General features: G+C 35.4%; 22 protein-coding genes. 5 read left to right on the top strand and 17 right to left on the bottom strand.

Annotation, left to right across the window (positions count from 1 at the left end):
• Positions 1-22: 22 nt before the first annotated feature.
• Complete coding sequence (locus tag PYW32_RS02500; protein WP_016175906.1) at positions 23-1,693, bottom strand: extracellular solute-binding protein; 1,671 nt, start codon at positions 1,691-1,693, stop codon at positions 23-25.
• Positions 1,694-1,889: 196 nt separating this feature from the next.
• Here PYW32_RS02500 and PYW32_RS02495 point away from each other — a divergent pair, with 196 nt between their 5' ends.
• Together PYW32_RS02495 and PYW32_RS02490 are read left to right on the top strand one after the other, a co-directional pair.
• Positions 1,890-3,386, top strand: coding sequence for a response regulator transcription factor (locus PYW32_RS02495; RefSeq protein ID WP_016175907.1), 1,497 nt, complete (start codon positions 1,890-1,892; stop codon positions 3,384-3,386).
• A complete protein-coding gene (locus PYW32_RS02490; RefSeq protein ID WP_016175908.1) occupies positions 3,376-5,061 on the top strand; it encodes a sensor histidine kinase in 1,686 nt (561 codons plus the stop codon). The genes PYW32_RS02495 and PYW32_RS02490 overlap by 11 nt, the downstream gene beginning before the upstream one ends.
• Before the next feature lie 37 nt (positions 5,062-5,098).
• On the opposite strand, the gene PYW32_RS02485 is transcribed toward PYW32_RS02490, so the two are convergent.
• The 7 genes from PYW32_RS02485 to trhO all read right to left on the bottom strand — a co-directional run bounded on the left by PYW32_RS02485 (position 5,099) and on the right by trhO (position 11,921).
• Positions 5,099-5,959, bottom strand: coding sequence for an AraC family transcriptional regulator (locus tag PYW32_RS02485; protein WP_016175909.1), 861 nt, complete (start codon positions 5,957-5,959; stop codon positions 5,099-5,101).
• Between the two features lie 21 nt (positions 5,960-5,980).
• Entirely contained in the window at positions 5,981-6,856 is an 876-nt protein-coding gene (gene scrK, locus PYW32_RS02480; RefSeq protein WP_016175910.1) for a fructokinase ScrK, read from the bottom strand.
• 88 nt (positions 6,857-6,944) lie between these two features.
• Entirely contained in the window at positions 6,945-7,883 is a 939-nt protein-coding gene (locus PYW32_RS02475) for a nucleoside hydrolase (RefSeq protein WP_016175911.1), read from the bottom strand.
• Between the two features lie 68 nt (positions 7,884-7,951).
• On the bottom strand, positions 7,952-9,046 hold the full coding sequence (locus PYW32_RS02470) for a BMP family lipoprotein (protein WP_016175912.1): 1,095 nt from the start codon (positions 9,044-9,046) through the stop codon (positions 7,952-7,954).
• 302 nt (positions 9,047-9,348) lie between these two features.
• The gene (locus PYW32_RS02465; RefSeq protein ID WP_016175913.1) at positions 9,349-9,846 is read right to left on the bottom strand and encodes an LURP-one-related/scramblase family protein; all 498 of its coding nucleotides are present in this window, start codon (positions 9,844-9,846) and stop codon (positions 9,349-9,351) included.
• A 10-nt stretch (positions 9,847-9,856) separates the two neighbouring features.
• A complete protein-coding gene (locus tag PYW32_RS02460) occupies positions 9,857-10,735 on the bottom strand; it encodes an SPFH domain-containing protein (RefSeq protein WP_016175914.1) in 879 nt (292 codons plus the stop codon).
• A gap of 232 nt (positions 10,736-10,967) precedes the next feature.
• Positions 10,968-11,921: an oxygen-dependent tRNA uridine(34) hydroxylase TrhO gene (gene trhO / locus PYW32_RS02455; protein ID WP_016175915.1), complete on the bottom strand. Its 954-nt coding sequence runs from the start codon at positions 11,919-11,921 to the stop codon at positions 10,968-10,970.
• A gap of 236 nt (positions 11,922-12,157) precedes the next feature.
• Between trhO and PYW32_RS02450 the strand changes: the two genes are divergently transcribed.
• The gene (locus PYW32_RS02450; RefSeq protein ID WP_016175916.1) at positions 12,158-12,769 is read left to right on the top strand and encodes a sugar O-acetyltransferase; all 612 of its coding nucleotides are present in this window, start codon (positions 12,158-12,160) and stop codon (positions 12,767-12,769) included.
• 14 nt (positions 12,770-12,783) lie between these two features.
• Here PYW32_RS02450 and PYW32_RS02445 read toward each other — a convergent pair whose 3' ends face one another.
• The 3 genes from PYW32_RS02445 to PYW32_RS02435 all read right to left on the bottom strand — a co-directional run bounded on the left by PYW32_RS02445 (position 12,784) and on the right by PYW32_RS02435 (position 14,682).
• Complete coding sequence (locus tag PYW32_RS02445) at positions 12,784-13,527, bottom strand: alpha/beta fold hydrolase (RefSeq protein ID WP_016175917.1); 744 nt, start codon at positions 13,525-13,527, stop codon at positions 12,784-12,786.
• 55 nt (positions 13,528-13,582) lie between these two features.
• Positions 13,583-14,272, bottom strand: coding sequence for an MgtC/SapB family protein (locus tag PYW32_RS02440; protein WP_016175918.1), 690 nt, complete (start codon positions 14,270-14,272; stop codon positions 13,583-13,585).
• 152 nt (positions 14,273-14,424) lie between these two features.
• Positions 14,425-14,682 (bottom strand): 5-methylcytosine restriction system specificity protein McrC, encoded by a 258-nt coding sequence (locus tag PYW32_RS02435; protein WP_016175919.1) that lies wholly within the window; start codon positions 14,680-14,682, stop codon positions 14,425-14,427.
• 2 nt (positions 14,683-14,684) lie between these two features.
• Here PYW32_RS02435 and PYW32_RS02430 point away from each other — a divergent pair, with 2 nt between their 5' ends.
• Positions 14,685-15,257, top strand: coding sequence for a methyl-accepting chemotaxis protein (locus PYW32_RS02430; protein ID WP_016175920.1), 573 nt, complete (start codon positions 14,685-14,687; stop codon positions 15,255-15,257).
• 9 nt (positions 15,258-15,266) lie between these two features.
• A complete protein-coding gene (locus tag PYW32_RS02425; protein WP_016175921.1) occupies positions 15,267-15,890 on the top strand; it encodes a methyl-accepting chemotaxis protein in 624 nt (207 codons plus the stop codon).
• Positions 15,891-16,042: 152 nt separating this feature from the next.
• Here the strand turns inward: PYW32_RS02425 and PYW32_RS02420 are convergent, their stop codons facing one another.
• The 6 genes from PYW32_RS02420 to PYW32_RS02395 all read right to left on the bottom strand — a co-directional run bounded on the left by PYW32_RS02420 (position 16,043) and on the right by PYW32_RS02395 (position 22,627).
• Entirely contained in the window at positions 16,043-16,336 is a 294-nt protein-coding gene (locus tag PYW32_RS02420; RefSeq protein ID WP_016175922.1) for a rhodanese-like domain-containing protein, read from the bottom strand.
• A 59-nt stretch (positions 16,337-16,395) separates the two neighbouring features.
• Positions 16,396-18,351, bottom strand: coding sequence for a heavy metal translocating P-type ATPase (locus tag PYW32_RS02415; RefSeq protein ID WP_016175923.1), 1,956 nt, complete (start codon positions 18,349-18,351; stop codon positions 16,396-16,398).
• 309 nt (positions 18,352-18,660) lie between these two features.
• Positions 18,661-19,044, bottom strand: a complete 384-nt coding sequence (locus PYW32_RS02410; RefSeq protein WP_016175924.1) for a MetQ/NlpA family ABC transporter substrate-binding protein — start codon at positions 19,042-19,044, stop codon at positions 18,661-18,663.
• Between the two features lie 209 nt (positions 19,045-19,253).
• Positions 19,254-19,448, bottom strand: coding sequence for a hypothetical protein (locus tag PYW32_RS02405; protein WP_016175925.1), 195 nt, complete (start codon positions 19,446-19,448; stop codon positions 19,254-19,256).
• 90 nt (positions 19,449-19,538) lie between these two features.
• Positions 19,539-21,722 carry an alpha-galactosidase gene (locus PYW32_RS02400; protein ID WP_016175926.1) on the bottom strand — a complete coding sequence of 728 codons (2,184 nt, stop codon included), beginning with the start codon at positions 21,720-21,722 and terminating at the stop codon, positions 19,539-19,541.
• An 80-nt stretch (positions 21,723-21,802) separates the two neighbouring features.
• The gene (locus tag PYW32_RS02395; RefSeq protein WP_016175927.1) at positions 21,803-22,627 is read right to left on the bottom strand and encodes a carbohydrate ABC transporter permease; all 825 of its coding nucleotides are present in this window, start codon (positions 22,625-22,627) and stop codon (positions 21,803-21,805) included.
• Positions 22,628-22,630 lie beyond the last annotated feature (3 nt).

Genomic DNA, 22,630 nt, shown 5'->3' with positions numbered 1-22,630 from the left:
GACGCTCCATCTCTTCAGTTAGTTACTCTTTCTCATCTTCTAATTGCTGAATCTCATTAACAATTATTTCTCCACCTTGTGTGTTCCACGTTTTAACATATTTATCAAAATTATCCAGCGATTCTTCACCAGTCACAAATTTAATAAACATTTCTTCTTCCAACTTAGAAATTTGAGCACCATTTCTTTCCATAGAAGACAACGTTTGATTAATGACAATTGGATGAACATCATTTAATAAGTTCTTTTCACGCGTACCATTCATAACATTATTTACAGCTAATACTCGAGAAGCATATAATGCCCAATCACTAGGACTTGCTTCTTCTGGATTATCTAAATAAGCTTTAATTTTACGCGCGTTATTTTGTACAATAAATTTAGTGATATCCTCAATATTTGTTTTACCTTCTGCAGCATTAGTTGCTTCCACCGCATCATCAATCTCACTTAGGTTCGGAAACAGCTCAATATTCACTGGTTTAACAGAACCGTCTACTGCTAACTGTGCGTATTCATATAATTCTGGATAGTCATTTTCCATATCCTTTGATGTTGCGATATCATCAAATAACAAGTTAATAATTTCAATTAATGCTTCTGGTTTCTCAAAGCCTTTTCTGACAACAATAAATCCACCTGTTGCTGACTTTTCACTTTCATTGATTTTTCCATTACCACTATTATCTTCAAGCGCATATGGCACAAATGCTGCATTAGAATTTGTCGCTCTAGCTTGAACTAATCCCCAATCTGGAATATGCCATGGACCAGGTACTATACCCAATTCACCATTGACCATCATTGCATTAATATCGTCATACGTACGTGTACCAAATTGTGGGTCTAATAGACCATCTTCGAATAATCTATTTAAATAAACTAACGATTCTTTCATCTCTTCGGTATTTGAACCATAATAAACCTTTCCTTTATCATCTTTTAAGTAAACTTTAGGGTATGCGCCAAAGGAATTCATAATAGCTGTTGCAGTATATCCTGAACCGCCATGATCTTGAGAGGACAACCAGTTCGCTAAAGCTAATCCAGTTGACTTTCCTGTCTCACCAGGGTCTTTTTCTTTAAATTGTTTGGCAGTTGATTCTAATTCTTCCAAACTAATCGCATTATTCCCATCTTCATCGAGTTTGATATTTAATTTATCTAACCAATCTTGGCGAATCCACACCATATTAGGACCAAAATCGTTTGTTGTTCCTGGGATAGCCATTAATCGATCATCAATCGTTGCCATATCTAATGTAAACCCATCATATGAATCGTAAATGTCTTTTACTCGATCACTAGCATACTCATCATAGACATCTGTCAAATCAGCTACAAGATCATTATCAACTAATTCTTCCAAATCATCTCTAGAAACGACCATCATATCAGGGATTTCTCCTGAGGCAATAGCTAATGACACTTGACGATCATAATCCTCCCCATTTGCTTCAAATGCGCTTTTCAACTCAATCCCTAACTTTTCTTTGATAATTCTACGATAAGCATTATCGCTATATGAATCACCTTTAGGAAGTTTTGAATTAGGTGCAGTTTGTTGACCAATCGTCATGATAACATCACCATCAGCATTCGTTGGTGCTTCCTCTGTACTCTCTTTGTCTCCACATCCTGTTAAAACGAATGGTAAAATGGCTAACATTGCTGTTTTTTTCCAACTTTTCATTTTGTATTCCTCCGTTATTTGATAATACAAGTATAAGCAATCGTTTTCATTACTTAAATAGAACATTTTCCATTTTTATAAAACAAATTCCATAACATAAAGCGCTTTCAAAAAAATAAATACTATTCCTATTTGTAGGAACACATAATTCAGACTATACTTTTATTGTGCAATTAGTTTTTTAGGAGGTTCTACTATGTATCATGTATTAATCGCTGATGATCATTTTGATCAACGCGAACTTCTATGCTTTCTTTTAGAGAAGCATTCTGAAAAATGGATAGTCTACGAAGCAATCAATGGAAAAGAAGCATTAGATATTTTTTCTAAACACCCTATTGATTTATTAATTACGGATGTTCAAATGCCTTTTTCAACAGGGATTGAACTTGCTGAAACACTGAGAATCCAACACCAACAACTACCCATACTGTTTATTAGTGGCTATGATGATTTTACTTATGCTAAAAAAGCGTTTGATTTGCAAGCGGTTAATTATTTGCTAAAACCAATTAATCCAGAAGAATTTTATTTACAGCTTGATAAATTAATGAAAGCTATTCAAAAAACACAAATAGAACAACAACAGCAGCAACGTATCGGTCAACAAGATTTATTAATAAAATTATTTAGCGGTGTTTCTTTTGAACAATTAGCTCCAAAAGAACAAACCATGGCTTTTTCATTACTCAAAACAGTGACCTATTTCTTGACGATTGACAGTAATCATGATGAAGCGGCTAAATTAGAAAATTTTCTTCAATTTTATAAAGAAAATACCATAATTGTTCGAACCAGTCTCACACGATTTGTCTACTTACTCTCAACCGTAACAGTTCATGAAGCAATTTTGAAAAAACGTGAACTCCTTCAACAACTTCAAGAACATTTAGGTATTGAAGTGACAATTGAAGTATCCCAACGTCTCCAAAATCCTTTAGAAATTTATACTATTTACGAACAACACAATGAGCAAATAACACAAAAATTTTATAAAAAAGAAAAGAATATCGTCTTAGCTACAAAATTGCCTACAAAAAACATTGCCCTAGAAGAAAAAATTTTAAACAAAATAAAAGAAGCGATTCAACAACAAAATTTTGAGTTGCTTCAAAAACGACTATCTTCGTTATTTTCTCAATATGAACAAGCTGCAAGTGAAACACCTAGTATTGTTAAATTTTTCTTTGCGACTACTTATCGTACAATCGTTGAAACAGTTGAAATTAATCCCAAAGAAGTACGATCTGATTTAGAAAAAATTTTAGATGCCACATCTTTTATTCAAATACCAAAAGCATTCGTAAAATTATTAAAACTCGTAGAACAGCGCTTCAATGATTTACATACTACAACAAATGAGTATGTTCGAGAAACAAAAAACTATATGTGGAATCATTATCAAGAAGAATTAAACTTAGAAATTCTAGCAAATAACGTTCATCTCGCCCCAAAATATTTAAGCGATTTATTCAAACGAGAAGAACAAATAGGAATTACAAAGTACCTTAACGAGATACGTATGGAAAAAGCCAAAGAATTATTGATTCACTCACACCATCGTGTACGAGAAATTAGCCAATTAGTAGGGTTTAATAGTTATTCATATTTTATAAAAAGTTTTCAAAAGTATACAGGTGTCACACCTGAAAGCTTTCGCAAAGTAAAAGGACAGATTCCAAATGAAAAATAAAATAAGAAGTGTCTTTCAAAATCTATCTTTCCAACGAAAAATCATTGTCATTTCCTTTGTAGCAAGTCTTTTTCCATTACTTTTACTTACTTTTTTTAGTATTGGAATTATTCAACATTTTATCGTAGAACGTGAAAAATCAAATAACCAAGATAACCTTACTTCTACGTATCAGCAAATTAACTTGCGTTTAACAACTTATGAAGAAGCAATTTCTTTTTTGACTAGCTCTCAATTTTTAGTCGATGAATTAGCCATTGAAAATCCAAGTAATTTCGAACAATACGACTTATATACCAATACGATTGTTCCTTTATTTCAAAGTATCTATTCCCAACAAGAAACGATTGCGAATATTACTTTGTATACGTCTATTAATTTGTATGATCATGGAAAGTATGTAAAAAAAATAATACCAGGAGATATCACTTCACATTTTAAATTGAACAATACAACAAATATTTCATATTTTGTAGATACAGATAACAATCAAATTTATTTGTATAGCCAATTATTTTCTGCTAAAAATAAAGATACCAATATTATTGTATTTCAATTATCTCCAGAAGCGATTTTTGATAATCTAGAAAATATCTCGAATGAACCTTATCAACTAACTATTACAGATGCCGAACAAAAAAACTTATTTCAATTTTCAAATGAACGACCAGAACAATTAGGTGTTCTTTCACGAATATTCCAAAGATTCAACCAATCGCAGATTCAAAATAAAAAACAATTAAAAAATTCTTGGGAGATTACTTTTTCACGCCCAATGTATTCTGTTTATAATGGTATATTTTTACTCGTTTCTGCTGCTGGTTTCATCTTTTTATTTGCCATTCTAATGTTGAGTTTATCCATTATTGGACTATCCAAGACAGTAGTTGCTCCTATCCAAAAATTGGCTGATCAAATGAACGATTCGCCTGAGAACACATTAAATTTAAAACCAACATATCAGTCAAACGATGAAATTGGTAAACTTTATCAAAGTTTTTATCAAATGATTCATCAAATTCAAGAGCTTATCAACAAAGTCTATAAATCTGAAATTAAACAACAAAAACATGAATTGCGTGCCTTACAAGCACAAATCAATCCACATTTTTTCTACAATTCATTATCTTTAATCAATAACAAAGCTCTACTAACAGGTAATCAAGAAATTAGTGAAATGGCTCAATTACTTTCTCAATTTTATCGTTTGAGTCTAAATAATGGCAAAAGTCGACTGTCAATTGCCAAAGAACTTGAGCTTACCATTACCTATGCCAAAATCCAATTAAAAATGCATAACTACTCCTTTGATTTAGACATTGATGTTGATGAAGAAATCAAACAATACGAGATTATCACGTTATTAATTCAACCATTTGTAGAAAATGCCATTTTCCACGGAATCGATCACATTGAAGATCAACGTCGCGGCAAGCTAACCATTCGTGGAAAATTATTAGACAATTATTTACAATTTGAAATTAGTGACAACGGACGAGGAATGACAGCTAACCAATTAGAAAATATTCTAACACATCAAGGAAAACATTATGGTATTCAAAATGTTAAACAACGAATTTCTTTATATTATGGTATTCAAGATGCTATTGTTTATGACTCCACCTTAAATATTGGAACCACCGTCCGCATTACATTACCAAAATACACAAAATAAAAAGAGTGGCAGATTCTATTACAAATCTGCCACTCTTTTATTCCGTCATCTTCTTTTGATATTGCAACGGTGATTGTCCCACAGCTTCTTTAAAGACATGATGAAAGGTTTTGACACTCGAAAAACCAGCTTGTTCCGCAACTTCTGCCATTGGCAATTTTTCATTAGACAAAATGAACTTCGCTTGATTGACGCGATATTCCGTCAAAAATTGAATGAATGTTTGTCCCGTATTTTTTTTGAAAAAGCGAGTAAAATAATACGGACTAAACCCAACAAATTTAGCCACTTCATCCACAGTAATCGCTTCTTGATAACGTGTTTCGATGTAATCAAAGACTTGATTTAACCGTTCTAACGTTTCTTTTCGATGGACTGCAGTCGGTGTGACTTTTACTTGTTCCGTTTTTCGTGGCAGTGATTGATAAAATTCACCAATTAAGCGATACAAACAACTAAGAATCAAATAATTTTCACCCATCGGCTGTGTGATTTCTAAGTCGTACAATTCCACTAGTAGATTTTTGATTGTCTCACTAAATTCTGGAGGCCAATAGCGGCTATGACGCTCGCCTTGTTCAAATAAAGTAATCAAATTCTCTTCATTTTTCCGCAAGCTTGATTCATCAAATAATTTCAAATCAAATTGATACACGTAACGCTCACTATCAGGAGACGCCAGAAAATAATGGGGTTCTCCACTAGCAAAGAAAATCATCTCTCCTTCTTCTAAAGCAACCACCGTTTGACCAATGCCAATATTGACTTTTCCTCGACTGGCATAAATTAATTCAATTTCTTTATGCCAATGAGGATAAACAATCGTCATGCCGTCGTTCAATAAAAAACGATATGGAAACTGTTGATTTAGTTCAGGAATTTCTAGATATAAACTCATGCTAGTCCCCTTTAAATTCGATTAATGGCCGTGTAATTCAGCGTTTCTTGCTAAAGCAAGACAACCTAGTGTTCCCGCATTATCTTCTAAAGCAGGTGTCACAATGTATTTGTCTAAATCAGGTGTTCTCACGTAACCATTTAATAATTTTGCAAATGCTTGGTGTACTTTTTCAACCATGTGACGTTGTTTCATGACCCCACCACCAAAAATAATCACATCTGGAGACAGCATCAATGTTGTATTGTACGCACATTGCGCAATATAATATGCTTCAATTTCCCAGAATGGATCGTCTTCTGGAATATCTTGCCCTTTACGACCATTACGTTTTTCAACAGCTGGTCCGGCTGCCATCCCCTCTAAACAGTTGCCATGGAAAGGACAGCTTCCTTCAAATGTATCATCTGGATGTGGCACTACTAACATATGTCCCATTTCAGGATGACTAAAGCCTTCGATAAAGCGTCCTTCTTGTAAAGCGCCTCCACCAACGCCCGTACCAATAGTATAATACACGACACTTGATAACCCTTTACCATTTCCAAACACATATTCACCATAAGCCGCTGCATTGACATCTGTTGTCCAAGCAACAGGAATATTGAATGATTCTTTTAAAGTACCTACAAAATCATAGTTTTGCCATGCTAATTTCGGTGTTGATGTAATATAACCGTATGTTTCAGAATCTTGATGAATATCGATTGGGCCAAACGAACCTACACCGATTGCTACTAACTCTTCTTTGTGCTTGTTGAAAAATTCGATGACTAATGCCATTGTTTCTTCTGGTACAGTCGTTGGAAAGCTCACACGTTCCACGATTTCTAATGCTTCATTACCGACTGCACAGACAAATTTTGTACCGCCTGCTTCAATTGATCCATATAACATGATTTTACCTACTTCCTTCGTTAGTCGTTTCCCCTTCATTTTAAATAGAAAAGGACTAGAAATCTAGTCCTTTTCTAAATTTATTCGTTTATTTCTCTTGACGTGCAAGATTGGTAATATAATCAAAAAATGTGTCATGTTCGACATGATAAACTAATTCTACTGGACGTCCATTGTCATGACGTTCGGTTTTTCCTTGACTGACACCATCAGCAATCACAATTGAGGGAACGATTTCTTTTTTGACCATGTCCTCTTTGCCAAAAGTTGCCGCAGTTAACACATCCCATAAGAAATAAGTTGAATTCGTTTGGAAATGAACCAATGGAGGAACAATCGCATATGCTTGTCCTAAGAAATCAATCCCTTCGTCTGCACGATTTCTTGCCCACATGTCACGAATATCGTTCGTTAGTGGCACCATATTTGTGCTTTCTAAAGCAACTAAGACAATCTCAATCGAACTATCCCAAACAATCGCTACTGCTTCAGGATCCCAAAAAGCATTCCATTCCGCTGTTCCATCATGTTCTGGTTCTTCAACATTCCCTTTTTCTAAGAAGGTACCACCCATCCAATAGAGTTTGCCAATTTTTTCTTGAATGCTTGGATCAATTTCTAATGCACGAGATAAATCGGTTAATGGCCCAACAAATACCAAATCAATTGGCTCTTCTTGGGCATGTAATGTCTCAATTAAATGTTGATGCGCATAACTTTCTGCTAATTCCGTTTCCAATTTCCCACTTTCATTTAAAATCGGCAAGGCATCCACCGTGAAGGCATGCATCCGCCAATCTTTTGGAAATGGATTTTTAGGACGGGAATTTGAGGCTGCTACCGAAATATTTTGTCCGTTCCCAAATTTATCAATAATTTTACGACTCGCAGAAACAGCTGGTTCTAAATAACAATCAGCTGGAATAACCCCTACACCAACGACTTCTACTTCTTCCATTTGTAACATTAAAAATAATGTCACTAAATCATCAACGCCACCATCATGGTTCAAATAAACTTTTCTCATAATTTCTCCTTTTCATTAAAGACGACACAGACAAATGAAGTTCCATTATCTGTGTCGTATCCTATATGCTATTTTAACGTATCTTTGACAACAATGTCACCTGCAATAATTTTTTCACGTGCTTCTTTGACTGCTGCTTTAGCATCATCTGAAAGTTGACCATCTGTTAGACCCACACCATTTTCTTCTAAACCATAAACAATGTGTTCACCACCAGGAAATTCGCCGTTATTTGATTTCTCTGCTAAGTCTTTAACTGCTTCGCCGACTTCTTTTAAAGTTGAAGTTAATGTGAAGTTATCTTCTTTGCCATCTTTTTTGTAGGCTCCTTCTTCCGATTGGTCACGGTCAACGCCGATTACCCAAACTTTATCATCGCGTGTTTCATTCAATGATTTTGCTTCTTGGAATAAGCCATTTCCAGTTGCACCAGCTGCACCGTAGATAATATCTGCGCCTTGGGCATAAATCGCTGAAGCAATTGTACGTCCTTTATCTGGTGCTGAGAAATCACCTGCGTACTGGCTGACCACTTTAATGTCTTTGCCTAACGCCTTCGCACCATCTTCAACACCTTGTTTGAAACCAGCTTCAAAGGCTTCAATCAATGAAATTTGCATGCCACCCAAGAAACCAACTGTATTTGTTTGTGTTGAATAAGCTGCTGCTAAACCAGCTAAATAGGCAGATTCATTTGATTTGAAAGTCGCTGAAACAGTATTATCCAATCCGTCGACAACTTCATCGACAATCACAAAATTCACATCTGGATTAGCTGTTGCTTGTTCTTGAATTGCTGCTTGTAATTTAAAACCAATTCCAAAGATGGTTTGATAACCAGCTGTTAACGCTTGGTCAATGTTCGGAATAAAATCAGATTCACCTGATGATTGGAAATATTGGTACCCATTTGCTCCTTGTTCCACACCATTTTCCTCACCCCAAGCAACCATACCTTCCCAAGCTGATTGGTTAAATGAACGGTCATCTACACCATTACCATCTGTAATTAACGCAACGGATGAAACTTCCGAGGAACTTGCTTTACTTGAAGAACTGCTACTTGAATCTGAGCTAGCTGTTCCGCCATTGCCACAACCACTTAATACAGCAACAATTCCTGCTGTCGCTAAAGCCAATTTCATAAATTTTGTTTTTTTCATTTTTTTATATTCCCTCCGAATAAAATCATCTTAATTTTCCGTCATTATAGATAAAAACGAATGTATTTAGGTTGAAAACAAAGAATTAAACAACCAAACACGTACATTAATATCTAAGCACTCGTTTATTATACACTTTAATTATTCGTTGTAAATACTTTTTTTACAAAAAAACGAAAGAAAATAACAAAAGAAATGGAATCATTCTTATAAATAGATAAAATTCGAACATTCCAATTTCAAAACTACATCAAAATCATTAAAAACCGAACAAAAAAAGAATGAAGATGTAAATCTCCACTCTAAGAACTACTAGCACTACTTGCGGCACTCTCATCTGCTTTCACACAATCAATCGCAATCACTAATGAAATAATCAGTTGTTCAAATGATTCATCCACAATCGTCACTTCATAAGTATCGCCCCAAGTGAACCACTTCTTATTAATATCAGCAATTTTTTTCCCATGAACACGAACGTCAAAGTCCATGTCCCACCAATTGCCATCCACATCAATACCATGTGAATCAATCGAATATTTCGGCTTAAAAAACGTAAATTCTTTCGTGATTGTAATCATCTCTTCACCATCAACTTCAACAAAGAATTTTGGCAATAATGAAAAGATTTTTTTCGTAATCACGCCCACTTCACGATGATTTTCGTCTAAAATTCGGAATTCTTTAGGAATTTTAAAGAAACTTCCTTCAACAAAATAACGCGGTTGTTGATTCTCATCGGTCACTGTAAACTTTTCACCAATACTAAAAACTTTTTGTTTAATATATAGCTTTTTCATACGAAGTCTCCTATCTTGATTTCGTTTCTTTGACATCTCCAGTATTAATGACAGGTTGTGTTCCTCGGTCGGTAATAATTGAGACTAACAAATTATTAATTAATTGAACTTTACGATCGTCAGTAAAATTAATTTCTTGTCCTTCTTCAATTTGTTCTAACGCCATTTGTGTCATCGTAACTGCACCTTCCACAATAGTTTGACGGGCAGCTAGAATAGCTCTTGCTTGTTGACGTTGCAACATCGCACTCGCAATTTCAGTAGAATACGCTAGATGATTCAAACGCGTTTCAATTACTTCCACACCCGCAACTGCTAAACGCTCTTGTAATTCTTTAGCTAATTCATCCGAAACCAATCCCGTATTCCCACGCAACGTCACATCATCATCACTGAATGAATCATACGGATATTGTGTCGCAATATGACGAATTGCTGTTTCACTTTGAATCTCTACAAAATCTTGGTAATAATCAACATCAAACAACGCTTTTGCTGTATCCACCACTTTAAAAACGACTACTGCAGAAATTTCAATCGGATTGCCATCATTGTCATTGACTTTCAATAACGAACTGTTAAAGTTACGTACTTTTAAGGATACATTGATTTTTTGTGTTAACGGTGTTGTGATAAACAACCCATTTGATTTGATGGTTCCTAAATATTTCCCAAAAAATAAAATCGCTTTTGCTTGATTGGGGCTAACAATTGTCAACGAACTAATAAACAAAATCGAAATAATCCAAATCACAATACTCGTGACAATTTGGAAAACACTTTCTGTAGTAACCCCCATATAAAATAAATAAATGCCTGCTAACATTAATCCAAGTAACACAAACAATCCTAAGTAACCATTCACATGAAATGTATTCTTTTCTTCCATTCTATTACCCTCCCTTTCTTCTATAGTATCGCATATACTTTGAAAAAGAAAATCAGGCGATAGGAGGATTTTTTATCAAATACTTGCGAATCTATACGTCACATTCGCACTTTTTTGCATAAAAAAAGCCCTATCTACAGATATAGATTGGACTTTTGTATTTTCTTACATCAAATGTACTAAATTTTCCACTAAAAAAAGGGCTCTAATAACAGCCCCTTCTTTCCGTTTGTTATGCCGTTGCTTCTGGTGCAATTGCTGATAAACGTGCTTCACGTTCTTCTGGTGAGATATTATGTGCAACCACGTAACGGTTGTTTTCGTTGGCGGCACATTCGTAACAACAGCCACCTAAGTGTTTGGCTTCATTTTCTTCAGAAGTTAAAATTTGACGGTTACATTCTGGATTTGCACAGTTAATGTAACGTTCGCAAGGTGTGCCATCAAACCAATCTTTCCCAACCACTTGTTTATCCACTTGATTAATTTCTACACTGATACGGTCGTCAAAGACATACATTTTCCCATCCCATAGTTCACCTTGAACTTCAGGGTCTTTTCCATACATCGCAATTCCGCCATGTAATTGGGCAACATCTTCTATACCTTCACGCAATAACCAACCAGAGAATTTTTCACAGCGGATACCACCAGTACAATAAGTAACCACTTTTTTATCCATAAATTTCTCTTTGTTATCACGAATCCATTGAGGTAATTCACGGAAGCTGCGAATATCTGGACGAACAGCACCACGGAAGTGTCCCAAATCATATTCGTAATCATTACGAGCATCTAAGACAATCGTATCTTCATCTAACAAAGCTTCTTTGAATTCTTTTGGATTTAAATATTTTCCTGTTAATTCACGTGGATTAATATCGTCTTCTAAGTTTAAAGCAACTAATTCTTGACGAGGTCGTACAAACATTTTTCTAAAGGCATGTCCTTCTGATTCATCAATTTTGAACCAAGTATCTTTGAAACGTTCGTCAGCATGCATGTGTGCCATATACGCATCAGTTGCTTCGATTGTTCCTGAAACAGTACCATTAATTCCTTCGTTAGCAACTAAAATACGTCCTTTTAAACCAATTGATTTACAAAATGCTAAGTGCTCTTTTGCAAATAATTCAGGGTCTGCAATTGTTGTGTAATTATAATATAGTAATACGCGATAATCCATTTTTTTGTTACTCCTCCTTCAAGTCATACATTTCCCATTATATGAAATATTCTCACAAAAAACGATTTTTTTGCTTGTTACATTCCCTACAATAATGTCGATACAAAATCTATTATACCGCGATAACTTTGAAATTCAACATAAACAAAAATGAACAAAGCAATTTTTTCTGTGCTTTTTTCTTTCTAAGACAAAAAAAGGTATAATGTAAGGGAATTCAATTTAGGAGGTATTTCATGGAATTAGAAGAAAGCTTGCAACGCATGTACAACGAACAACTTTATTATGCCGATAATCCATCTTTAGGTGTCGAACAAGAACTCTACCTAGAAAAATTATTTCACTACAATCAACTGCCTCCCTCAAAAAGAGCAGAAAAACAAGCCTTGCTTAACGAAATGTTCGCAGCAATTGGTGAAGACTGTTATATTGAAACGCCTTTTCACGCAAATTGGGGCGGAAAGCATGTGTACTTTGGACACCATGTCTATGCGAATTTTAACTTAACTTTAGTTGACGATTGCGCCATTCGTGTTGGGAATTATGTTATGTTTGGTCCAAATGTTACCGTAGCAACTGGGACACACCCCATTCATCCAGCGCTTCGACAAAAACAAGCCCAATATAACTTACCTGTTACCATCGAAGACAATGTCTGGATTGGTGCAAGCAGTGTGATTTTACCAGGCATAACAATTGGTAAAAATTCAGTTATTGGTGCCGGAAGTATTGTTACCAAAGATATTCCCGCCAATGTGGTGGCAGTTGGTAATCCTTGCCGTGTATTACGTGAGATTTCTGCTCATGATTTGGCGTATTATCATAAAGACAAAAAAATTGATATGTAAAAAAGTCGCTCTTTTTAGAGTGACTTTTCTGCTTGTATAAAAAAATCTGTTACCTGCGTCATCGTCTCACCACGGACTAAATGACGTTCTTCAGCTGAAATAAACTGAATGGACTCATCTTGATGTGCGTCAACAAATTCTGCGACTTGCGTATAGGGAATTTTTTCATCCTCTTTTCCATGCCAAAAGAACAACGGACGTTTCGGCAAAGTAGGATAGACAGTCATCAAATCATACGCTTCAATCCAACTCGTCAATGCTTCATAATCAGTTGGCAACGATAACCCACGATTTTTCACACTTGTTTGCAGTAACTCCCGATACCCTAAATAAGAAGGGGAACCCATCACACACGCTGCTGCTGAGATTTCTGGATGGTGTGTCAGTAATCCACAGGTGGTCATACCTCCCATCGAAACGCCACCAACGCCAATAAATTCATCGACTAAATCCATTTGCTTGAAAAAATCGACGAGCAACGAAAATTCAAATAAATTCGTTTGAATACTTTGCCAAAACGTTAAGGACGGAATTGTAGACACTGGATTTTTTCGTTCTCCGTGATTCGCAGCATCAGGCAGCAACACTCGAAAACCAGCTTGGGCTAATTTTCTTCCTTGCGTTAAAACCAATTCCTTTTGTGTTTGCCAACCGTGATAATAGATAATCAATGGTCGTTTTTCATATAATGCCGTTTGCTCAACAACTTCCAATAAAGGAATCGTGCCAATTAAACGACGTCTTACTTCAATTTTCATCTTTTCACCTCTTACTAATTATAAGTGAACGAGGCATTTTTTACGAAAAAATTGCTTAATTACTACGCAAGCGAATCGATTGAATTTCTGAGTGCATCAGCAAAGTTGCCAATAACTCCTCTCGAGAAAAACCTACAGGCACTTCTAACAGATAACTATCTTCGTAAATAACTGGTTGTTCACACTGGATAGATACCATATAATCTTTCACTACAACCCCTTGTTTTTCAAACGCCTCATGGATCAATTGGTGCATTTCTGGTGAATAGTGATAACTAATCTCTAAACGTCTCATTTCTGGCATACGAATCATCCGATTTAAGACACTTAACACCAATAAAATGACAATCGTACCTAATAAACCGACACGATAAAAGCCCATGCCAATTGCCAAACCTAATCCTGCAACTGCCCACAAAGATGCCGCCGTCGTCAAACCTTGTACCGATTGTTTTGTGACAATAATTGTGCCCGCACCTAAAAAACCGATGCCGCTAACGACTTGTGCAATCAACCGCGATTCATCCGCACGCACAATTCCTTGAAATTCGGGATGCCCCTGTGCAAAATCAAAAGCAGTGGCAGAAATATTCTCTTGAATCATCGCAATAATTGTCGCACCAATACAAACTAAAATATGCGTACGTATCCCCGCTGGACGATTTTTCACTTCACGATCAAATCCAATAAACCCTGACACTAAAACAGCTAAACCCATTCGTAGTAACATCTCAGTCGTTGTCATCTGTTCACCTCTTTTTTTTTATCATATCATGAAAGAAAGCGATTCAAACGCCGATATCCCACTCACTGTGGATACTTGAAAAAACATTTCGGTAGTGCCAATAATTGCGCTTTGATTTCTTCAAATGGTTGGTCTAAATCCAATGCCATGACCTATAACTGTTTGCCCATCATCGTATATCGATGATGAGGTTGTGTGATTGCCTTTGTTTTAGCATAAAGCAATACTCCCCCAACGCTTTCTTCTGATTGTGCGGGGTAATTCATGACATAGCTAAATAATTGATACAAATTATTCGATTGTTGTTTTACTTGTTGACTGCGATAACTCGTAACCATATTCTCCTGATAAAATTTCGTATCAATAATCAATGTTTGTTGGTTTGCTTTTAAGACAACATCTGTTTTCATCAATGGCAATGCTTCTGAATAGTCATCATCTACCAGCCAATGAATATGCGGTCGAAACACAAGCTTTAATTAGAAACTCAATCATCATCGCTGTGGTTATTGCGATTATTGTCATTTTCTTCGCATTCTTTGTTCGAAATGTCGTGAAAGAAATTATTGCTGTTTTTGAAGAATACTTCAATGAATTGCGAGACGGTACGTATCGTAAAATCAAAAAAGCAGACAAACAAAAAGGGGCAAATTTCAATTTATTAAATAAGGTTCGTCGTTATGTCTATCCTGATAAACACGGGACAGAAATTCATCGCTTAGCTGCCAGCTATAACGATATGATTGATGGCACAACTGGTATCGTGAAACAAGTTCATCAAGAAAGTGATCAGGTGGCGACTATGTCAGAGTCACTCTTCGAATTATCACAAGAAACCGAACGTAGCGTATCACAGTTACAGCAATTATCAGATGTAGTCCAAGAATTGACAACGAACGTGACTACCATGAACAATCAGTCACAAGAAGTATCTAGTATCAACCAACAAAGTATGGCCCTAATGAATGAAGTCAATACGAGTTAGCAACATGAAATGAATCAAATCGGCATTTTAGTCGATAGCATGAATGGTATGAATCAAAGTATTCAAGCAATTAACCAAATCATTAATGTTATCAATGATATTTCTTATCAAACCAACTTATTAGCACTAAATGCTTCCATTGAAGCGGCACGAGCAGGTGAATCTGGTAAAGGATTTGCGGTCGTTACTTCGGAAATTCGTCAATTAGCAGAACAAAGTAAAAATTCAACCAAAGAAATTGAATCCATTATCGCAACAATTCAAGGCCAATCATCTGAGACGGTCGATCAAGCCTCTCGTTCTTTAGATGGTGGCGAAAATCAAACACGCTTAATTGAACAAGCAATCGCTTCTTCACAAGAAGTATTTGATCGTAGTACAGCAATGATTGAAGGGATTCGCGAAATCGAAAATTCAACGAATCGCATTGTTACGATTCAAAATATTGTATTGGAAAATCTCGAAAGTATTTCAGCATCAACCGAAGAAAATGCTGCTGGTACCGAAGAAGTATCTGACAACGCAGAAGAAGTCTTAGCAACTATGGAAGAATTTGTGGGACATGTCAGTGACCTAAAAAGAATTTCTGATGTCTTAAAACAAAAAATGGATAGTATTAAGGTTATTGATTAGTACAACTTTCCTTTGAAACATAAAAAAAATATCCGAATCATATTGAGTAATTGTTGCGAATTCTGGTGAATTTGCAATGAAAACCTACTAAGATAGTAGTGTTCCTCATGATATGATTCGGATATTTTATTGTTTTAACAGTTATTTTAAACTTATTTTTTCATTTCTCGATAGGCCTGCATACCACCTTCAACATTTACGACGTCATAACCTTCGTGCGCTAAAAATTCACATGCTTGCATTGAGCGAACACCTAAGGTACAAATCACATAATAGGTTGTGTCATCATCTAATTCATTGATGTTTTCAGGCAATTGATTTAACGGAATGTTGATGGCTTCTGGCAAATGATTTTGATTAAACGGTAATTCCTCTCGAACATCAATCACTGCTATCCCTTCTTGACGTTTTTGTTCCAACTCCTCGATTGTTATAGATGGATACATTGACTCACTCCTTGTTTCGTTTGTTTTGATACTAACGAAACAAGGCCTATTTGTCAAAATTACTTTTCTCTCATCGGTACCAACAAACGCAACCCATTAAGGATAACGACTAAGGTACTTCCTTCGTGTGCTAAGACACCAATTCCAATATCCATTTTTCCTAAAATATTTAATACAACCAGTAATGCAACAATAAACATTGAAAAGAGAATATTTTGCCAAACAATTTTATCTAATTTTTTTGATAACTGATGGGCATATTTGAATTTCATTAAATCGTTTTGCATAATCACAGCATCTGCGACATCAATAGCAATATCTGTCCCATCCCCCATCGCAAAACCGATATCCGCTTTAACCAATGCCGGCGCATCATTCACACCATCCCCAACCATGACGGTTTCACCATATTTTTCTTGAAGTTCCTGAATAATAGTGGCTTTATTTTCGGGTAGAACATTGCCTGCCACTTCATCAATTCCCAATTGGTTGGCAACGGCTTGTCCAGTTGTTACAGCATCACCAGTAATCATTGTTGTATGAATGTGTTGGGCTTGTAAATACTGAATGACCTTTTTAGCTTGTTCATTAGGGGTATCCATCATAGCAATAATCCCCACAACTGTTTCATTTTCTGAAAAATAGACCACTGTTTTGCCTTCACTTGCCCATTGAGTTGTTTTTTCTTGAATCTCACTTGTGAATTGTTCAAAAGAACTTGGTTTTCCAATCCGATACTGTTGTTTTTGATAACTTGCAACTAATCCGCGACCAATTTCATTCGTCACGGCAAAATCTAGTGACGTTTTTTGGCCAAATGTATCTAAGATAGCTTTAGCGAGTGGATGATTGGCACTTTTTTCCATCGTAACAATAATTTCTTGCCAAATTTCTTGTTGTTCTTGGTTGATAAAATACGTATCTGTTACCACTGGTTGTCCCTTAGTTAACGTCCCTGTTTTATCAAAGGCTACTGCTTTAATATTCGCTAAGTTCGCTAAGTAGGAACCGCCTTTAAAGAGTACGCCGCGTTTTGCTAAATTTGAAATACCAGAGAGTGTAGCAGGAATTGCACTGGCTGCTAACGCGCAAGGAGATGCAGCAATCAACAACACCATTCCTCGATAAAAACTCGTATTCCAATCCCAGCCAAACACAAATGGCGCAAGTAAAATAAATATTGGCACCACAGCTAAAACGATTTTAACGTACACAGGTTCAATACGTTTAATTTTTGTAGCGGTTTGTGATAAATTACTTTGCGACTGATTGACTAGTTGTACGATTTTAGCAAAAACTGTTTCACTACTATCTTTGGTGACCTCCATCGTAAATGTTCCTTGTCCATTGATTGTGCTCCCAAAGACTTCATCACCAACCGTTTTTTCTCTTGGAATGCTTTCACCGCTAATAGCTGCTTCATCGATGGAACTAAATCCTTCAATAATTCGTCCATCGGTTGGAATTTGATCTCCTGGCAACACTTTTAATCGATGCTCAATTTGTAGTTTATCAACAGAAACAATTGTCGTCTCGCCATTTTCTTGTATTAAACGTGCTTCAGTTGGATTCATTTTTAATAAATTGGTGATTTCACGGCGACTACGTCCTTCAGCATACTCTTCTAAAAAATGAGCACCTGCAAAAATAAGAATTAATAACGCCCCTTCATCAAAATCACCGATAATTGCCGCCCCTAATGCGGCTAATGTCATTAGAATATGCACATTGGGTTGGAATTTTTTCAAACGTAACGAATCTGTTATCGTTTCACCAAAACCTTCTAAAATAATATGATAGCCTGCTGTTAACATGCTAATTGTAAACAAACTATTCGTGATAATTGGCATAAAATTCCCAATAATTGCAACAAGATACAGAATCAAACCAATAACATATAAATACACAGGCATCCGTCCATGCGAATGATCATGTCCATGATGTTCATGATTGTGTGTGTCGTCATGTTCATGCTGGCAATTTTGACTATGTGTATGTTTATCTGTTGTCTCCATAACAGTTTCCCCCTCTCTTGAAATCGTTTCATATGAACGGTTAATCATTTATATATAGAATACATGAATGATTGTTCATTTGTCAAACGATATCTTAAAAAACGAGAAAAAATGAAAAAAAAACTGCGTTACATTCTCTTATATCCTTAGGAAATCCTTCTAAAAAAGGGTAGATTATTATACACTAGATACTGTCAGCTTTATTCAGCCCGAAATAGTGTCTCTGAACCTCCCACGACTAAAGTTGCGGGAGGTTTAGTCGATTTGAAGACATGATTCCTACACTGAAAATTTATGTGTTTACAGACATCAGTGAATTGCATCAATGGTTTGGTAATCTTTTGAATAAAAACCGATTTTCACATCATACATTGGTTGAACAGCTACCAAATCAGCATTTTTTTCTTCGTTGTATTGTTCCATAAAAGGTTTATGTTGTGCAAAGTTTGCATCAGCTTCCCCATTTTGAACCATATCATTGTAAGCAACATTGTCTGTAACAGCAACATTTTTAATTTCCCAACCATCCTTCGCTGCCACTTCTGATGCAATTTTGACCATTTCCGCACTTGTTTCTAATTGTGTCGCAACGGTAATAACTTTATCCTCAGATGCTTCTTTTTCCTTATTTCCACAAGCACCTAATGTCATTAATGCAACGAATGTAACAAACCCAATACACCATTTTTTCATCTTTTTCCCTACCTTCTCTGAATTTTTATTTCGTTGGTTATACCAAACAAAGTAATTACAACACATCAAAATAAAAATATAACAGAAATAAGTAGAAAAACCTATTTAATCACTAAAACTAAAAATTTCTGTATTCATTATCAATGAAATCTGTATCCATTTTAGCTAAAAAAATTTATTCTATACTAATATAAACCAGATGATATCGATTACTTGCTTTTTTCTAAATATAAATACGATACGGTCAAAAACTTGCCTGTTAAGGAGGTGAATTTACATGTAATCGACTGTTGATTGTTTTCTAAAATTTGGTATTCTCGTAATGTTACTTGTAGTATTTGAGCACTCTCTTCTTCTGATAACTGACAATGTAAACGAAAATTTTTCAAAAAAGCTCCAGTCATGTGATGCCCTCCTTTAATATGAATTGGATTATTTCAACCTTTTTTTACAAAATAACCAACCATAATCATCATCATGGTTGGTTGTTTTTGCTATACTTTCTTCAAATAAAAACGTTGTGTTGCATAATCACCATGTAATTCTGAATCAATATAAAAACCAATATTCATTAGTTCATCTCCACCAACAAGACGTTCATCCATTTGATAAACGGCATCTTCTTCTAATCCCGCTAATTTTAAAGTTACTAATGGATGTGCTGCTTCAGCCAAGACACGGAAGTAGAAGACCATCGCTTCTGTTTGATCTTTTGAGACAAACATCCATGCAGTGTCGTTGCCTTCAAACGGACTTTCTAAACGATAAAATGTCCCGAATTGTAACAGTTGACGATGGGTTTTATAGAAAGCTACTTGCTCTTTAATTTCAGCTTTTTCTTCTAATGTTAATTGGGTTAAATCTAATTCGTAACCAAAAACACCGGCCATTGCGACATTGCCACGAATGGTTAAGCTTGTTTCTCTACCTGTTTGATGGTTTGGTACAGCCGAGACATGTGCTCCCATGCTTGAGATTGGATAAACCAAGCTTGTGCCGTATTGAATTTTCAAACGAGCCACAGCATCCGTATTATCACTTGTCCATGTTTGCGGCATATAATATAAGAACCCGGCATCAAAACGACCGCCTCCACCAGAACAACTTTCAAATAGGATATCTGGATAAGTAGTAGTCAGTTTCTCTAAAAATTCATATAGTCCTAACATGTAGCGATGGGCTACTTCCCCTTGCATCGCTGGATCTAACAAGACCGAATACACTTCTGTCATATTACGATTCATATCCCATTTAACGTAATCAATGGGTACACGATCAAAAATTGCTGTCATCTGTTGATAAATATTGTCACGAACATCTTGTCTTGAAAAATCAAGAACATACTGATTTCGACTGATGGAACGCTCACGTCCGGGAATGCCTAATGCCCAATCTGGATGCGCACGGAATAATTCACTATCTTCAGAAATCATTTCTGGTTCAAACCAAATACCAAATTTCATCTCTTTATCATGAACTTGTTTCGCTAGATTCTCTAATCCACAAGCTAGTTTTCCTTCTGTTTCTACCCAATCACCTAGTGACGTAAAGTCGTTTTCACGACCTCCAAACCAGCCATCGTCTAAAACAAACATTTCAATGCCTAAATCTTTGGCATCTTCAACAATATTCATGATTTTTTCTTCGTTAAAATCAAAGTACGTTGCTTCCCAATTATTAATTAACGTCGGACGTTCTTGTAAACGATACTTTCCACGAACTAAACGATGATTGTATAATCCATGATACGTATGCGACAAAGCATTCAAGCCCTCATGACTATAAACCATCACAACTTCTGGCGTTTGGAACGTTTGACCGACTGGTAATTGCCAACCAAAATTGAAGGAATTAATGCCCATAATAATACGTGTTTGATCAAATGGATCTTTTTGAATTACAGTTTCATGATTACCGCTATAAACTAGACTAAATCCATAAGCTTCCCCTTGAAACTCATCCGTTTTGGCATCCACTAAAGCCACAAATGGATTTTGTTGGTGACTACTTGAACCACGCTTGCTATCTAGCACTTTGATACCAGTATGAATTTGTTCTCTTGTCAATTGACGTTCTCTTGCCCAAGTACCATTGAGATGAATCACTTCTAACGATTGGCTCGAAAAATCAATAGATTGACTTGCCAAACGATTAATTTCAACTGTTTCTGCACTTTCATTGATTAATTGTGTAGAACGAATAATCGCGCTTTGGTCTTGATAAATAGTATATAGCAATCGTAACGTTAACTGACTAACCGCATCTTTTAATTGAATAATCAATGTTTGAGCTTCATCATCTTCTTCTGTATAAAGCGCTGGAAGTCCTTCTAAAGCAGGTTTTCCTGTTTGAATTTCGTGACTATCATAACGAAAATCATTCACACGGCTACCGTTACCAAGTTTAATATTATGTGCAGGTTCTCTAAAATCACCATGTCCATATCCCGGAAATTCTAAAGGTAATGTATCTAAAGATAATAACCGATTTTCAGCATTCGCAGCATTTGGTGAAAACGATCGATCTGTTCGTGGATAACGATAACCACCAGAATAATTGTTTATTTTTTTCCCAAAGTAAAGATGTGTGACATACTTGTTTTCTTCAATTCCCAGCAAATAACTGATTTTATTATTTTGTAAATGAAATGTCTGTGTTTGTTTGTCAAAAGTAATCATGTTTAAAATCCTCCACATTGTTTAAAATAAAAAGATGTGTGAAATAGTTAGTTTCTCTATTTCAGACACATCTCCTATGTTTATTTTACTGATCCATTGGTCATTCCTGAAATAATATTCTTTTGGAAAATTAAATAAACAATCAAGATGACGATAATTCCTATTACATAGGAAGCAAATGATGGACCAAAATCACTAAAATATTGACCTTGATAATTGTATTGGAATAGAGGTAATGTCCAATTAGATGCGTCTTTATTCAAAATTAATAAAGGTAATAAGAAATCATTCCAAATCCACAAGGCATTAATAATTAATACAGTTGCATGCATTGGTTTCATTAATGGGAAAGCAATTTGGAAATACATTCTAAATTTTCCACAACCATCAATTTCAGCTGCTTCATCTAATTCTACAGGAATAGCTGTTTTTATATAACCAACATATAAAAATAAAGTTTGTGGTACAGCATATGCTAAGTATAAAATGATTAATCCTATAATATTTGATAAACCTAAACGAGTCATCATAGTTGTAATTGGAATCATAATTACTTGAAATGGAACGAAAATGCCTAAAATTAAAAATGAATACATAATCGCAAACGCTTTTTTTCGAGAAAGATTACGTGCAATCGAAAAAGCAGCCATTGGTACGAAAAAGGTAATCAATGCAATAGATACCACCGAAATTAATGTTGAATTAAAGAAATACTGTCCAATACCATCAGATAACAATCGTTGAAAATTATCCCATGTAAATGGGTTAGGTAACCCAAAGAAATCTCCAGTAATTTGATTTGTCTCTTTAAATGAGCTTAAAACTGTCATGTAGAGAGGAATAAAAATCAAAATAAAACCTAAACTTAAGAATAAATAACTTAAAATTGATCCTTTATTTTTCATTGT

The sequence above is a fragment of the Enterococcus saccharolyticus subsp. saccharolyticus genome (genome assembly GCF_029023825.1).
In the GTDB taxonomy this organism is placed as follows: domain Bacteria; phylum Bacillota; class Bacilli; order Lactobacillales; family Enterococcaceae; genus Enterococcus_F; species Enterococcus_F saccharolyticus.
The sequence above is the reverse complement of the archived record's forward strand: the minus strand, read 5'-3'. Positions and strand labels throughout refer to the sequence as shown.